This is a genomic window from Stenotrophomonas sp. STEN033 (genome assembly GCF_056856655.1).
Genome location: NZ_JBXFWM010000024.1, coordinates 17,621 through 31,578, shown reverse-complemented (window position 1 = coordinate 31,578; position 13,958 = coordinate 17,621). Strand labels below are relative to the sequence as shown.

Below are 13,958 nucleotides of genomic sequence, written 5' to 3'. Positions count from 1 at the left end.
CGAAAACGATTTTGGATTGACCTAACATCACTTTAGGTGATCGAGAGCGGCCGGATAGGCCGCTCTTTTTTTTGGGGGAGAGCATGAGCGTGTCATCTTTCATTGTCGATTGTATCAAGACGGCACCAACCATTCCCGTTATCCTGCTTGGTGTGTATGTTGCGTATCGTAGCCTTCGCTCCCAACGTCATTTGACGCGAGCTAAACATACGTTAGATTTTGATAAAGAATTCAAAGAAAAACACAAATCCACACTGATAGATGCCCGAGATGTTTTCGCTCGATACACAGACGAAGGGCTGGAAGGCGTGGGTGATAAAGGGCGCCTCAGTAAAGACGATACGGACCCTTTTACTGTGGTTGTGAATGCTTTGAACGTATGGGAAAGTGTCGCAATCGCGTTGAAGCACGATGTTTATGACGAAGATCTGCTATTTGATGCCTATGCGACGAGTGTTGTGTGGCTATATAAGAACGCATTGCCGTTCGTGAAAGCTCGGCAAAAGCACAGCCCAAAGCTGTTCCAGAATTTTGTCCGCCTTGGTATTCGATGGATGGCAAAGACGTCATTGCCTTTGTCTCTCGAAAAAGAAATCGAAGAGCGGAATAAGAAAGATGCGGATCGGATCAACCCGAGCCCAACCTCTTAACCAAGCAGCAGGTCGCAAACCGGACATGTGTCCCATATTGTGTCGCTCGATCGTATGCGGTCCCAAAATCGGTTGGAACGCTAGCCGATGAGCAGAAGGGCCGCATATAGCGGCCCTTTAGTTCCTTGTCGCATCTTTGGCTACTGAGTCAGCTGCGCATACATCACATACAAAAACATCGGCAGCCCGCTCAGGACAGCGAAGGCCCCCAGTGCGCCCATCAGGGTCAGCAGTGTCATGGCCCACCACTGCCACCATGAGAAGCCCTTGTCCCGCGCCTGGGCCACGCGGGCCTCTGCCGGGTAGAGGCGTCCTACCTTCCGTGTTCCTCGCCGGGCCATAAGCGGCCCGACAATGAACCCAAAAGGTCCCAGGAAGAGCAGGGTCAAGGAGTACCACCAGAAGAACCGCTCCCTGGGGGTCATCAACTTGCGGCGGGCAGGGGGCGACTGGTCAAGCAGCGGGGGAGGGACGCTCATTTGGCGTAGGCCTTCCAGCTCCCGGACTCCTTCGCATATCGAAGATTTTTGCTGACCGGGATGGGCACCTGGCGGCCGCCGATATCGATGGAGACTTTCCCCTTAGTGTCGCAGCGGTAGCCCTCCACGTCTTGGGCCTCGACACATCCGGTCAGTTCGAAGTCGCGGATGTCGCCAACCCGTCCAGCCCCGCTTTCCTCCAGAAGGGTGGCGAGTGCCCTTTCGGCATCGTTAGTAGACGGCGGGCCACCGCAAGCAGTGAGGGTAAGTGCAATGGCCAAGCCGGCCAGGGGAAACCTTGCGTTCATGGGTCAATCCTTGAGGGTGATGATGGGGCGGCGGTAGGCCGCCCCGGACGGGTAAAGAAAGAGGGGGCTTACCGGTCTCGATTGCCTTCCGGCTTGAACCCCGCAATCCACATCCGGCTGTCCTTGAACGGAGTCAGCATCCCCGACGCGCCCGGGTGCAGGTCAGCGGTCTGGATGAGCCCAGAGACCCATGCCACCCTCAGGGCCACGTCGACCGCCTTGTCAGACACGCCAGGGCGAGACACGTTGACCACGAACGGCTGGCTGGGCGGGGTGGGGCCGGTAGACCGGCTGGCCCCGGTATTGGCCTTGTTGGACGGCACCCGAACGCCGGTGAGGCTGTCGCGGCCTTTCCAGAGCGCCGCCGTGTTGAGCTCGGCCATGTCGCCCAGGTCGTCGACCACCGTCAGGGCTGCATCGGCGCAGGTCCGGAAGGTTTCCACCGTAGAAGCATTGGCGCTGGTCCAGATCTTCGCCTCGACCGTCCAACAAGGCATGGACACCCCCCACTCCTGGAACGTCAACGCCACCCGTGGCCACTCCAATCGGCCCTGCTGGGCCAACTGGTGGTTGTCACCCTGGAAGAGTCCTTGAATCTTTCCGGACCCGCTGACCGGGGCGTAGATCGGCTGGTTGCCAGAGGCTTGGCTGGCGGTGGCCCCGGTGGGCTTCACCCCAATCATCTGGCCGCCCGCATCCTTCAGGCTCTTCCCCAACTGTCGGAAGAAGCCGGGCTTCCCTGACTCCGGGTTGGGCTGGGCGGCTTCCTGGGCCGATGCGATCTGGCCACTCAGCGACAGCGCGGCTGCCAGAGTGGCGGCCATCCTTGTGGTGTCCTTCATTAGGTGCCCCTGTAGACCGCCACGCCGGCGGCATTTACGATAATCGCAGATGTGCAATCGGGTTCCAACAGTCAGACTTGGGAGGAGTTCAGCTTTGGTGCAAAAATCCGGATGCAGCCCAAAACGCCTACGACGGTCTATGGCAAGCGCCTGCGAAGCGCTAGGCTCGCCAAGCGTTGGACGCAGGCCCAGCTGGCGGAGCGGATTGGGATGGTGGACTCCGTCTCTGGGGCGACCCGAGTGAGCCGCTACGAAACGGGGCAGCATGACCCTGACCCGGCGACCTCTCAGGCATTGGCGAAAGCGCTAGGACTTCCGGTCGCTTACTTCCATGCAACCTCAGATACGCTGGCTGAAGTGATTCTGTTGGTGTCCAAGTTGCCGGTCGCCAAGCAGAAGGAAGCCCTCCAGCGTCTGAAGGATATGTTGGCTAAATCGGAGGAAGGGCGTTGAAGAAGGTTATCTGGAAGCTGATGATCTTCTTCGCTTCATGCGGTTCGCTGCTTTCAGGCTTCTTTTGGTTCATGTCCGCCAGAATCCAGCGCGAGTTGATGGATGCTCCCGGTGCTCCCGAGCAGTTCTCAAAGACGATGTTGGTCTTGTCAGCTGACATGAACTACTGGGCTGCCCTTGGTGCTTTTTGCACAGGTGCGGCGCTGGTATTGTCCGCCATGTTTGAAGACTAGAACAGGAGCGATTAAGGCTTTTGGCGGGTCTTCAACCTCCACCATCAGACAGCTTCCTGTCCAAACGCGTCCACGGAAGAGACTGCATGTTTATCTTCGTAGATGAATCCGGCTCATTCGCTCCGACTGCGAATAGCAACAGTTGGTGCGTCGTTGCAGGGTATGTCGTGCCAGAAGTCGCCAGGAAGCGGGTAGAGCAGTCGTTGGGACTGCTCAAACGGCGGTTAGGCCGAGGCGTCTCGGATGAGGTCAAACTGAAAGACCTGTCGGAAGCGAACCTGAAGCGCTTTCTCGGCGACATTGGCAAGCTGGAAGGGACCCTTTTCATTTCTGCGGTGGACTTGGGCCATCAAGACCCTAACGTAGTTCTGGCCCATCAGAAGCAGCAGGTCGCGAACGTCCGGGCGAATCGCCCAAATATGCTTTACGAGGAGGGACGTGCTTCCATCGATGATCTGTCGGGCAGGCTGGAGCGACTCTCCCCACAGCTATACACCCAGATGGTTGCGCAAATCAGTCTACTGGACCAGATCTTTCGGATGGCGACGCTTTACTACGCCCAACGATTGCCGGCCACGCTGAGCAGCTTCAAATGGCGCATGGATGAGAAGAACTCAGTTCGACCGCTTTTCGAGCAGACGCTTACTCATATGGCCCCAGGCATCATCCAGGCAAAGTCTTTTCGAGACCCCGGAATCTTTGTGGAAGGCTTCGACTACTCCCACTTTGATAGGAACTTTAGGAGTGCCCCGCAGGACATTCCCGCCTACCTGCAAGAAGCGGTCGACCGTACGATCAAGTCAGCGGTGAACTTGGGAGCGGTCATGCGAGATTCCAAGTTCGTTCGCTCGCACGATGTTTCTGGCATTCAAGTGGCCGACCTGTTGGCGTCGGCCTGGCGCAGGGTGCTGAGGGGAGAGTTTGAGGACAACGAGGGCGTCGCGAGTCTTCTAGGGATGCTGACGGTTGAGGGGCAAACGCCCAATCCCTCCATCCACCTGATGACATTGGGCGAAGATCGGTTGGCGGAAGGGACGGCGTATCGCGCGGCCCTGAATGCAAAACGGACCTGTAGGCCGATGGTCTACAAGAAAGTGGCCAAGGGCGGCAATAGCCGTAAGGCAAAGCCTTCAGGCGGCTAAGTGATGGAAGCCTTGGGGAATCGTGCTCTGAGCCTTCCCATGAAGTCGTGCCACTCCCGTTCAAACATGGAGGATGCTGCCCCCCCATTGGTGAGCTTGGACTCCCTCAAGAACTGCGGGAAGAGGTAGCCTTTGAAGCGTTGAGTCGACTTTTCAGTGAAGATCCGCAGTCCATGCTGGCTGATCGAATCCACCAGTTGCGGAAGCGCTGCATAGCCCACAACGGCAAAGGGGTAGCGCTCTTGGATGCCGGCTTCCATGCCCCGTTCCTCGAGCTCGCTTTCCACTAGGGTCGAAAGCGCGTCCACGGACTTGTCCCCAAACAGCACCCAGTCTTCCAAGGTGACAACCAAGCAATAAATGGGTCCGTCTGCCACTTGGATGCCTGCTCGGCCCGACGTTGCGTCAAGAATATTGCGATAGTTCTGGACGACTGCCTTGGCCAAACGCTTCAGGCCGGCCTCCAGATCGCCCGGGTTAGCCGCAAGCTTTGCCGGGATGGGAATGCGCATGGTCTTGCATTCCACGAACACGGTGGCGTTGGTATCCGTCAGCAGCCAGTCACTCCCTTGGTGCTGCGCCCCATGCACGACGTATGGCGCGGGACGCTCAGCCGCCGTTTCGCCCTGGATGAGGCCAAAGCAATCCCCTACCACCTCCTCAAATGCATCGCCATAGGCCTGAGCGAAGCCGGTAGCGTTCGCGAGGTCATAAAAGAGCCCGGCGAGTAGGCGCTTCCCAAGCAACTGTGGTCGCGGGCAGGTAAGGTGATCTGGTGCGTCGGAGCGGAGCTGGATGAGCGGCCTTACGACAACAGGATTGGGTGTGTAGTCCCAAGAAGAATCAAACCCTGCGTCTAGCGTGCATCGGTCGCGTAGTAGCTTAGGCGTGCCAGTGATTGCTGCCACACGGGATGCGACCACCGAAGGATTCAATCCGAGCTTGGCGAGCTGCGGGGCCAAGGGCACTTCGTAGCTACTCATGAAGAGCGCTTGGGTAGCTCCGGCCAGCAGGAAGTAGTCCTCCGATGTCAGTCCCAGTGCGTTGAAAACAACGCTTGAAAGGCGACCCCGCTTATAAAGTGACCAGTAGCGTCCAAAGTAGGCGGGTCCAAAGCGATCGAAATGAGGCAGTTGTTGGTGACCGATTCGGTGCATGGTTGTCCAGATGTCCAGATCACACCTTGCCTTGAAATCGCTGTAGCTACGGATGGCGTTGTGCAGCGTGCCTAGGTCTTGCCAGTTTCGCAGTGAACGGCGAGCACCTTTTGAGGCTCCTGCGTGCTGAAGCACTTCTCTCAGATAGAGATCTAGGTAGAACTCGAAGGTGTAGGCCTTGACCTGGTTCGGCAGCCCTGGCCGAGAGTGTTCATACTCGATGGGAAGATGGTGCCCATAACCGACATGCAGGCTATAGGCCCAAATATGAAGGATTGAGTCACGCAGGCCAAAGGAAGCAGCGATCTTGGCCACTTTGTCGTATGTCACGCCAGCGCCTCGTCCGGTGAGTGGGTTCATTATCCCCTCAAGCGAGCCCTACGACAGCATGGTGACCGGTTTTGGATTGAACCACCCCTTCGGCTGCGCCATTGCTCCGGCTGTGCCGGGCCCATGACCGAGGTCACAAGGGCCTATCACTCCATCTTTCTTAATAGGGGCGTATGGTTGGAACGCGCTATCGGAGGAGACGCGTCATGCCCCTCAGGGCCATCGGCTATGTAAGCCAAGCAACCCAGCCGTGGGATCGGGAAACCGTGGAGGCCATGGTAGCGGGAGCGGTGGCGTTCAACCTTCAAGCGGCGGTGACCGGGGTGCTCTTCTTTGACGGCATTCGATACCTCCAATACCTGGAAGGCCCCGACGACGGGCTGGAGATTGCCTACAGCCGCATCCGGGCGTCCACTCTCCACTCCGACGTGATGGAGCTGGCGCGGGGGCACATCGGGCGACGCCTGATGCCTTATTGGAGCATGCGCTGGCTTCTGGCGGACCCTAGCCACACCCGGACAATGGTGGGGGCAGACTGGACGGGCTTCATCCTCTCTCCCGGCCGAAAAGGCACTCCAGAAACCGCGATGGAGCATGTCCACGGGTATGTCGAGCCCTACCTTGGGGCGAGGCCTTCTGATGCTCAAGTCGCGAGGCCAGGGGTGGGCGATGGCCAAGCCCGCCTTGCCTGACGTTGAGAGGGGACCATCTGCGGGGAGCAAGCCGCCGTTGGAGGTCGGTTGGGGGGGCTTTAAGCAGTCCTGGCCCCAAAAGCACGCCCAGGCTGAGGGAACAGCCGCTGATGCGTGCCTCCGGGTGAAGCCCCGCCAGGGTGCGAGACGTGGATGTCTCCCCGCACTAACGCCAAATGTGCGACCGGGTCCGTTAATAGGGTGAGAAATCTTCTCTATTCGTCTGGTTTTAGCTTTGGAAGCCGGGGGAGGGCGGTGGGAGTTGTTGGTTGGGTCTTTGAATCGCGGTGGGCCCTCCAAAGCTCAATGGTTTTGTGGGCGTTAACCATCCGGGAAAACTGATGGTTCGCTTGCAGAGTGGGCCCGAATTTTCCGCTTGCATCGGCGACCACCACTTGCATGAGCGGTGTAAGCAACGGTAGCTCAGCTACTGCTACTTCGGCGTCAATGAGCAACCATCCGGAGGAATCATCTTGTGTCCCTCTCCTCAGCAAGGGCAATACGGGTTGGGATTCCCCTGGAAGAGGATACTTAGTCTTCGAGCGTTGTCGGCCCAGTTCCTTCTTGTATACCTCGCCAAGTTTGCTTAGTGAAACGCAGACCGGCTCGCCCAAGGTGTAGATGAGGTAGTGAATCCAGCTTAAGCTCTCAAGCCCCCCAATAGTAGCGGGGTCTGTTCCGGGTTCCTGAAGCAGCTTATGAACGGCCTTAGACTGCAAGGGGGCATAGTCTTCCCCCTGGCTGTGTGCTTGGATTCGTCGGCCGGTCTCGGCGAGCATGAAGATCTGAGGGTCGCGCGTGGTCCCATCATCAAGATCTTTTGGGATTCTATTTAAGTCGGCATACCAGTGGCTCGGCTTCTTTCCGTCGCCGGCCTCGAAGCTTGATCTCTTCGCTTGGAAAATGATCAGGCGTGCCTGGCCTGATGTTGGGAACAAGCACAACGCAAAGTCCGCGCCGCTACCGGGCTCCGTGATCTTCATGTCCTGCCCCCGGTTCTTGCTGAACGATCCCCACCAAATCGGACTCTGATCACCTTCATAAAGTTTGGACTGAGCGAGAAGGTTGCTCGAGGCCGCAATAGCACCCATAAACGCTCCGGTGAACGTCTCCTCGCTTTCAGCGTTTACACCACACAGTCCTACCAAAGTGTTGACAGCGGCCTCGAGCGAGGCACTGAGCAGAGATGGGGTTGTCATGCAAGGGTCCTCCATGTGGAAGACCCATAGTATGCCTAGTCAGAGACTCTAATCGGCAGTCTACTCAATGCCGCTTCTGCCCGTGCGGCAAAACAGAAGCCAGACTTCCGGTCTTCCCAAATCTGGTCAAAATCGCTCTGCCAGGATTCAGGCAGGTGGTCTGTGGACGGTGGAGGGAGATCCTCAAACATGTCATTTAGAGGTCCTTCCAAGGTCTGTGGATACTTGGCTAAAGCACTTAGCAGGACTGCGCGTTCGTTTTGATCCGAGCGTTCGAAGCATTCCATGAAGCGTTTGACTTGGCCCTCAATCCTTAGCCGTTCGGCGGCGTAATCCATCCACTCCAGCCATAGTGCTCCTAGAGACGGGAACCATCGTTCATCAAGGGGGAGGTCAGGGGCGGACACTGTCCAGCCCCTGCTTGACCGCAGATTGCCAGGGCTTATTTTCAAGCCGTAGCGCGAGAAATACTTGGTCGTATCTTTTGAGTTAGGAATCTGCATTGGGCGCTCAAGCATGGGGTGCCGAACACTAGATCAGTTGGTCAGATAGTCAATCCTTGAGTGGATCTTTCCCATGATTACTAGATTCACCCGCTCGACGCTTGCCATATCGGTGCCTAGCTCATGCGCCGCGGGTTAGAAAAGAGGTCGTTATGGTATGTGCGCATAGCCGTGCGCCCCCTACGGATAGAACTTGCGGGGGTCGGACAGCGCAGCCTTGAACTGCCCCGCTTGGTAGACGGGAAGCACAACGTCAGGGCGATACTTCTCTAGGACTGCGATCTGCTTCGTTCGTGCCTGCGCTGGCTTCTTGTGGAAATAGGCCTCGTGCAGCACAGGGACCCGCTTGCTGATGGAGTGGCCGGTGACCAGGGCAATGTCCTCATCGGCCACCCCCATGTGATGCAGCTCCGTGGCAAGGGTATGCCGGAAAGCGTGGAACCCGACGCCTTTAGGAAAGCCGAGATCCTTCATGTATCGGCTGAACTGGTTGAGCACGCCTTGGCTGTAACGGGCGTTGGTGTCGCCATTGTCGCGTCGCACGCCGGCAGACAGGTGGGGGAAGAGGCGAGGATGGCCACAAGCGCGGATGTCCTCCACGAACGCCAGGAACCCCGCATCGAGCAGCGGTTGGGGAATGGGGAGCGTCCGAACGGCTGCTTTGCCTTTTAGGCTTTGGCGGCTCCGGTTCCTGTCTCTGTGGCTCAGGTCCGCGTCTACCGTCTTCTGGATCTTGATGCACCACACGCCTGCCTCTTGGACGATGTCGTTCAACTTCAGCTGAGCGACTTCATTGATCCGCGCTCCCGTGTGGAGTCCAATCATCGGCACCCACCAACGATGAGGGGCTTTCATGGCCCAAGGGATGAAGGTGTTGGGGGCAAAAATGCGACGCAAATCTTCTTCGTCAAACAAGCGCTCTGCCTTGTCGGGGTCAATGACCAGATCCTTCTTCGCCTCTGGGAAAAAGTGCATGGGAGAGCCCACAATGGCTTTTGCTTTTTCCAAGCGGCCAAAGAACGTGACGAGGAACCGTCGGTGCTTTTCTACGGTGGCTGGTGCGGGTGGCTGGACACAGAGCGCCTTCCCCTGAGCCACCGCCTGCTCATACGTGAAGTTCCGATACTGAGGGTCCGACTGGAGAAGAGGTGGAGCCCAGCGCATCAGCTCCCAGAGTCGGTAGATATGCACGTGGTCGACCCGGGACACCGGAATATCCCCGCAGGCCATCAGGAGCATCTTCAGTGACCGCGCCGTGGCCTCGATGGTGTTGCGTGTCAGGCCCATGCGCTCGCGGTCAGCCAGGTAGTCACGGATCTCGATAGACAGCAATCGAGCGGGGGCGGCCACGGGGAGAGGCTCAGGGTGGCGCGTGCCATTCTTTCCAAGGAGTGCTCGACGGGTTCGCTCGCAGGCGTCGTTGATGATCTCTTGAGCATGGATGGCGGCTTCTCGGCCAGTCACGATCATTTCGCCGATGCGGACGCGGCCAATGCGCACGTCTGTCAGTTTGAGAGTGCCATTTGGGTCTGCGAGGTAGGAGTCGAGGTGTTTCGAGGTGGGGGAGGTCACTGCGTTGCTTCCATCTGAAGGATGGAAGTACAGATACTGCGAGCCTAAAAATCGTCAACGAAAAATCGGGGTTTTGTTTACGGCCTTAGGCATCGCGTGGGAGATGCCGTTTTGCACGTCTGCCTAGCCAATCGTACTGCCCTAAAACACGCTTGCATTTACATTAGAATCAATAACTTGCGCTGGTCAGGTCAGCCCATTTTCGGAGTCATTACCGTACTGTTTAACTGAGGTAACCTAACAGTTCATTTTTTGAAAATGAACGCAGGATAAATGTAAAAATGTAGTTGTTAGCGTTTATGTCTGTTTTTCATATTCTCCGCCTGCCACCCCTTGGTGGTCAGGAGAGACGACATGGCAAAAAACGAACAGACGAGCCCGAAGGCAGCGAAGGCCGCAAGTGCTGTTTTGCGTGACGATCGAACCGGCAGTAAATCTAAGACGGCAGCGGGCTCAGCCCTGAGCCAAGCTCCCGACAAGAGCAAGAAAGGTAAGAAGTAATGCGGTAGAGGGGGCCAGCATCTATCGTGCTGGCCTCCACTGTCGGCGGTGCGCAATGCTGTTTGAGCCAACGATGGTTGGCACCACACCCTTGCTAAGGTGGGCCCCGAAGCGATTTCATGGAGGAAGAAATGACAGGTTCAGATGTTCAGGGGGACGCCTCCGGTGAAGAGCTTATCCGCCAAGGAATTTTGGATGCCCCGGTGTCTAGGGAGGATTTGGAAGCCTTTGGCTGGCAGCAAGAGCTCGCAAGCCTATCAGGCCCGGTTAGCCGCTGGACCAGTGTGGCTGAGCTACGTAAGCGCGGCGATGAAATAAAAGAAGAGCGTCCGCAAGATGCCGCGATTCTGCGTCTGCTCTCAGCCGCTATCTCAATGCACATGGTTGTCGGGACGCCTCAGCCATATGTGGCCGCACTCCAGATGAGCAACGGCCGGTCTGCTGCCCCAGACGATCTGGGCATACACGATCTGGATGCTCTTGAGATGATGGCTGAAAGGGCCCCAGATGCGTGGGTTCGTGCGCGGCTCTCCGACGTGGCCTTGCAAGTGGCTCCAGTCTACGAAAGGCCTGGTTGGCAACTGGGGGCGATGGCGGCTCGCGCACATCTTGAGTATTCGATGCGCTCGGATGACCATGCAGTGTCTCGAAGAGAGAGCCTACAGCGGGCAATGGAGCTGGGATGGAGATACCTCCGGCGCGATACCGAGTTTTCGGAAGCACTATGGGTTACTGCAAAGTCACTCATGCATCAAGGCCTAGAAAAGTCATGGCCGGGCGTCAGCATTCCGATCGCTGAAGAGATCCGGAAGCGGAATCGCTCCATGGCTGCGGAGGCTGCTGAAGCCTTCGAGCAACAGGGCGAGACGTTGCTTGCCAGTGGTCCATCTCCAGATGCCGTGGACTTGTTCCGAGAGGCTGCTGCGCTGTGGCTCGCCGCAAAGGATCCCTCTCGGGAGCAGATCGCTCACCACAAGAGCGCGGATGCATTGATTGGCTTGGCTCGGACGCCGGGGCAAGCCATGCTCCAGGCCGACCGGATGGCCGAGGGCATTGCCGTGTTGCGGCGTCACAAAGGAGACAGGACCCGCATCAAGGAGTTGCAGGCAGAGCTGGCCGACATCAGGTCTCGCATTCTCGGGGAGATGAGCACCTTTTCTCACCAGATCGACGTGTCCTCAGTCGTCAAGCATGTCCGAGAGCGCGTCACAGCCCCGTCCCTGGCCGACGCGCTCTTGCAAGTGGCTTTTGCGTTCTCCAACTGGGTCAACGCTGAGCAGGTTCGCACAGAGGTAACAGACAACGCTCGGCGGTTCATTTTTACCGGGATGTTTCGTCAGGTCACCTATGACGCCAACGGCGTTCCCGTGGACTCAACTGCGCCATTTGACGCTTCTGATGAAGCGGAAATGGAGCGGCGCATGGTGAATCATGTGTCGCAGCACGACCATCCCATCCTGGCGCAGGTGGCCATACCCGCTGCTCTAGATGTCCTACAGGGAAAGTTTGAGCCTACCCTGGCCGACATCGTCGGGATACTGCATAGCTCGCCGGTTACACCGCGCGGCCATGAATGGTCGTTGGCACGAGGAATCTTGGCGGGCCTTGAACTGGACTGGGAGGAGGCTGCGGTGTTTCTCATTCCCCAAGCCGAGCCATTTGTGCGCGCGGCATTCAAACGGGCCGGCATCCACACTCTGTCCAATAGCAATGCGACGGATGGTGCTGAAGAGGAAAAATCCCTCAACGAGCTCTTGGCCCACCCAGATGTGGGGAGCGTTCTCTCGCCTGATTTGATTTTGGAACTTAAGGCGCTGCTGACGCACAAGGCTGGGCACAACCTCCGGAATCGCTATGGTCACGGTCTTATCTCGGACGACCAGTTGGCAAGCGTGGGGACAGTCGCGCTCTGGTGGACGATGTTGAGGTTGGTGCTTTGGCCCTTCCGCGAGCGTGTGGTTGAAATGTGGGAGCAAGCCAAGAGCTTGAAGAGCGAGGGGGATGCATAGGCTTGGTTGGGCGGGCGCGAGCCCAGCGGCACGTGTCTTTCGGCTTAGGTCTCCGACCGAAAAGCGATTGAAGCAAGAGCGCACTTAGGCATCCTGACGGATGCGTGCGCCAAGGGCTTCGCCCCTGGAACCCCAAGCCTCTGCGAGGCTTGCCAAAGGCAAAAGTTGAGCCATAAAGACTTCTATTTCTTAGGAGTTTCCATGGCTATCTTCCACGCGGCGGTCAAGACGTTCAGCCGAGGCAAAGGCCAATCCGCTGTCGCCGCCGCCGCCTATCGAGGTGGCTTGCTGCTCTCCGATGTCATCACCGGGCAGCAGCATGACTACCGCCGCAGGAGCGGCGTCGTTGAGACTTTCTGCCTCGCTCCCCCTGATGCGCCAGACTGGGCGCTGGTGCCCGGCGAGCTCTGGGCCGTCGTGGAGGCCGCCGAGCGTCGTAAGGACGCTACGGTGGCTCGCGAGTTCGAGCTGTCGTTGCCCCATGAGCTTTCGGACGAACAGCGTGCACATTTGGCGTTTTCCATTGCCGAGGCGTTGGTAGACCGCTACCAGTTCGCCATCCAAGCCAGCATTCACTCGCCTGGGACCCCGGACGGGCTCAACCATCACGTGCACCTGCTTGCCAGCACCAGGCGCATTGGTCCGGATGGGTTTGGACAGAAAACGCGCGAGCTCGATGGGGGCGTGTCGGGGAAAGTGCAGGTTCAATGGGTCCGGGAAATGGTCGCTGAAACGACCAACGCACATCTTGAAGCCGCTGGCCTGACGGTCACGATTGACCACCGCAGCTTGGCAGAGCAGGCTCGGGCGGCGTCGGACCGGGGAGACGAACTCCAGGCGGTGGCATTGTCTCGAGAGCCGACCAAGCACCTGGGCAAGGCGGCTGCCGCGCTGTCCCGAAAGGGCATGGACAGCCGGCTGGTAGCAGAGAATGACGCCATTGAGGCCGGCAACGCCGAACATCTGGACCATCTCACCATTCAAGCTGGGCGTGAGGGCAGGGCCGTGCCCATGCATCCGTCAGTCGGTCATGGTCCAGGTGGCCGGTCGCCCTCCCTACGGGGCTTGGCTCCTGGCTTGGAGGTTCGAGGCGTGTCCGGAATGCGGCTGCCTCAGGTCTTGGGCCGCCAGCACGAAGCGAACGAAGATCAGCGGCCCATCAGCCTCGCCGAGCGCGTGGCTCAGGCCCTGCGCGACCTCCAGGACATCGCGCGCGCCAGGGCAGACCTGGCGACCCAGCGCATCCGTGCCGGGCTTGAATGGACTCAAGCCGAACTCGCGCGGGCTGGGGAGACGGTCCCCTTGCGGCAGTGGATTACCACGGCGGTTCTCCAGGTCCGGGCACTGCGAGCGGCAATCCTGGGGCGTGCCTTGCGATTGGTGTCGCTGGGCAGGGCTGAACGCCTACATCACCTGGCTCAGCACGAATGGGAGCGCTTCAACACCGACTACCCCATGGGAACCAACGGCTACTCGCGCCCCGAATGGACGCAGCGCCGGGAGCGCCGCCTGTCTGCGCTGGAGCAACGGACCAAGGATCTGGAGAAGGCGCGGTCGCGGGGCTCCGCCGAGGCATTGGCGGAGGTCGATGCGGATGTTCTTCGTAGAGCGACCGAACTGGAGGCCATGCCTTCGCCGTCACAGTTCGTCCTTGAGTGCCAGACCATGGCTCCGGTTGTCGCCGACTCCCCGGTGCCAGTTTTGAAGCCACGGCCGCCCACCCTCCATTGAACGAAAGAGCCCCGCAGATGCGGGGCTTTGCCTTTCAGTGAATCGTCGGTCCAGAAGGCTTTCGAGGAGCCGGCGCGGGAGCCAGCCCGCGTGCCTTGCGCCATTCGTCGGGCGAAATGAACGTTGGCGGCACCTGATCTCGGCTTACAGTCGCCGC

The 13,958-nt window shown here is 58.6% G+C and carries 14 protein-coding genes; 8 read left to right on the top strand and 6 right to left on the bottom strand.

Features of this window, described 5'->3' with window-relative positions:
- Nucleotides 1-83: 83 nt before the first annotated feature.
- Entirely contained in the window at nucleotides 84-650 is a 567-nt protein-coding gene (locus AC1VXC_RS10335) for a DUF4760 domain-containing protein (RefSeq protein ID WP_481538525.1), read from the top strand.
- A gap of 140 nt (nucleotides 651-790) precedes the next feature.
- Here the strand turns inward: AC1VXC_RS10335 and AC1VXC_RS10330 are convergent, their stop codons facing one another.
- From AC1VXC_RS10330 to AC1VXC_RS10320, 3 genes are all read right to left on the bottom strand, one after another.
- Complete coding sequence (locus AC1VXC_RS10330) at nucleotides 791-1,129, bottom strand: hypothetical protein (RefSeq protein ID WP_481538526.1); 339 nt, start codon at nucleotides 1,127-1,129, stop codon at nucleotides 791-793.
- On the bottom strand, nucleotides 1,126-1,437 hold the full coding sequence (locus AC1VXC_RS10325) for a hypothetical protein (protein ID WP_481538527.1): 312 nt from the start codon (nucleotides 1,435-1,437) through the stop codon (nucleotides 1,126-1,128). The genes AC1VXC_RS10330 and AC1VXC_RS10325 overlap by 4 nt, the downstream gene beginning before the upstream one ends.
- Nucleotides 1,438-1,505: 68 nt before the next feature.
- Nucleotides 1,506-2,279 carry a hypothetical protein gene (locus AC1VXC_RS10320; RefSeq protein ID WP_481538528.1) on the bottom strand — a complete coding sequence of 258 codons (774 nt, stop codon included), beginning with the start codon at nucleotides 2,277-2,279 and terminating at the stop codon, nucleotides 1,506-1,508.
- 111 nt (nucleotides 2,280-2,390) lie between these two features.
- On the opposite strand from AC1VXC_RS10320, the gene AC1VXC_RS10315 reads away from it, so the two are divergent.
- The 3 genes from AC1VXC_RS10315 (at nucleotide 2,391) to AC1VXC_RS10305 (ending at nucleotide 4,107) form a co-directional block, all read left to right on the top strand.
- A complete protein-coding gene (locus AC1VXC_RS10315) occupies nucleotides 2,391-2,732 on the top strand; it encodes a helix-turn-helix domain-containing protein (protein WP_323438397.1) in 342 nt (113 codons plus the stop codon).
- Nucleotides 2,729-2,965: a hypothetical protein gene (locus tag AC1VXC_RS10310; protein WP_308680083.1), complete on the top strand. Its 237-nt coding sequence runs from the start codon at nucleotides 2,729-2,731 to the stop codon at nucleotides 2,963-2,965. Before AC1VXC_RS10315 ends, AC1VXC_RS10310 begins: the two co-directional genes overlap by 4 nt.
- 86 nt (nucleotides 2,966-3,051) lie before the next feature.
- Nucleotides 3,052-4,107: a DUF3800 domain-containing protein gene (locus AC1VXC_RS10305; RefSeq protein ID WP_481538529.1), complete on the top strand. Its 1,056-nt coding sequence runs from the start codon at nucleotides 3,052-3,054 to the stop codon at nucleotides 4,105-4,107.
- On the opposite strand, the gene AC1VXC_RS10300 is transcribed toward AC1VXC_RS10305, so the two are convergent.
- On the bottom strand, nucleotides 4,104-5,624 hold the full coding sequence (locus AC1VXC_RS10300; RefSeq protein ID WP_481538530.1) for a hypothetical protein: 1,521 nt from the start codon (nucleotides 5,622-5,624) through the stop codon (nucleotides 4,104-4,106). The two genes, AC1VXC_RS10305 and AC1VXC_RS10300, sit on opposite strands and share 4 nt — an antisense overlap.
- Before the next feature lie 176 nt (nucleotides 5,625-5,800).
- On the opposite strand from AC1VXC_RS10300, the gene AC1VXC_RS10295 reads away from it, so the two are divergent.
- A complete protein-coding gene (locus AC1VXC_RS10295; RefSeq protein ID WP_481538531.1) occupies nucleotides 5,801-6,286 on the top strand; it encodes a BLUF domain-containing protein in 486 nt (161 codons plus the stop codon).
- A gap of 215 nt (nucleotides 6,287-6,501) precedes the next feature.
- On the opposite strand, the gene AC1VXC_RS10290 is transcribed toward AC1VXC_RS10295, so the two are convergent.
- Entirely contained in the window at nucleotides 6,502-7,485 is a 984-nt protein-coding gene (locus AC1VXC_RS10290; RefSeq protein WP_481538532.1) for a hypothetical protein, read from the bottom strand.
- 683 nt (nucleotides 7,486-8,168) lie between these two features.
- Nucleotides 8,169-9,560, bottom strand: coding sequence for a site-specific integrase (locus AC1VXC_RS10285; RefSeq protein ID WP_481538533.1), 1,392 nt, complete (start codon nucleotides 9,558-9,560; stop codon nucleotides 8,169-8,171).
- A gap of 354 nt (nucleotides 9,561-9,914) precedes the next feature.
- Between AC1VXC_RS10285 and AC1VXC_RS10280 the strand changes: the two genes are divergently transcribed.
- The 3 genes from AC1VXC_RS10280 to AC1VXC_RS10270 all read left to right on the top strand — a co-directional run bounded on the left by AC1VXC_RS10280 (nucleotide 9,915) and on the right by AC1VXC_RS10270 (nucleotide 13,801).
- On the top strand, nucleotides 9,915-10,061 hold the full coding sequence (locus AC1VXC_RS10280) for a hypothetical protein (protein ID WP_164092920.1): 147 nt from the start codon (nucleotides 9,915-9,917) through the stop codon (nucleotides 10,059-10,061).
- Nucleotides 10,062-10,192: 131 nt separating this feature from the next.
- A complete protein-coding gene (locus tag AC1VXC_RS10275; RefSeq protein WP_482995042.1) occupies nucleotides 10,193-12,070 on the top strand; it encodes a DUF4209 domain-containing protein in 1,878 nt (625 codons plus the stop codon).
- 201 nt (nucleotides 12,071-12,271) lie between these two features.
- A complete protein-coding gene (locus AC1VXC_RS10270; protein WP_481538534.1) occupies nucleotides 12,272-13,801 on the top strand; it encodes a MobA/MobL family protein in 1,530 nt (509 codons plus the stop codon).
- Nucleotides 13,802-13,958: the final 157 nt, after the last annotated feature.

Bases quoted from the DNA above. Each gene is read 5' to 3' on its own strand.
- AC1VXC_RS10335 (WP_481538525.1), top strand. From the start codon at position 84: ATGAGCGTGTCATCTTTCATTGTCGATTGTATCAAGACGGCACCAACC.
- AC1VXC_RS10330 (WP_481538526.1), bottom strand. From the start codon at position 1,129: ATGAGCGTCCCTCCCCCGCTGCTTGACCAGTCGCCCCCTGCCCGCCGC.
- AC1VXC_RS10325 (WP_481538527.1), bottom strand. From the start codon at position 1,437: ATGAACGCAAGGTTTCCCCTGGCCGGCTTGGCCATTGCACTTACCCTC.
- AC1VXC_RS10320 (WP_481538528.1), bottom strand. From the start codon at position 2,279: ATGAAGGACACCACAAGGATGGCCGCCACTCTGGCAGCCGCGCTGTCG.
- AC1VXC_RS10315 (WP_323438397.1), top strand. From the start codon at position 2,391: ATGCAGCCCAAAACGCCTACGACGGTCTATGGCAAGCGCCTGCGAAGC.
- AC1VXC_RS10305 (WP_481538529.1), top strand. From the start codon at position 3,052: ATGTTTATCTTCGTAGATGAATCCGGCTCATTCGCTCCGACTGCGAAT.
- AC1VXC_RS10300 (WP_481538530.1), bottom strand. From the start codon at position 5,624: ATGAACCCACTCACCGGACGAGGCGCTGGCGTGACATACGACAAAGTG.
- AC1VXC_RS10295 (WP_481538531.1), top strand. From the start codon at position 5,801: ATGCCCCTCAGGGCCATCGGCTATGTAAGCCAAGCAACCCAGCCGTGG.
- AC1VXC_RS10290 (WP_481538532.1), bottom strand. From the start codon at position 7,485: ATGACAACCCCATCTCTGCTCAGTGCCTCGCTCGAGGCCGCTGTCAAC.
- AC1VXC_RS10280 (WP_164092920.1), top strand. From the start codon at position 9,915: ATGGCAAAAAACGAACAGACGAGCCCGAAGGCAGCGAAGGCCGCAAGT.
- AC1VXC_RS10275 (WP_482995042.1), top strand. From the start codon at position 10,193: ATGACAGGTTCAGATGTTCAGGGGGACGCCTCCGGTGAAGAGCTTATC.
- AC1VXC_RS10270 (WP_481538534.1), top strand. From the start codon at position 12,272: ATGGCTATCTTCCACGCGGCGGTCAAGACGTTCAGCCGAGGCAAAGGC.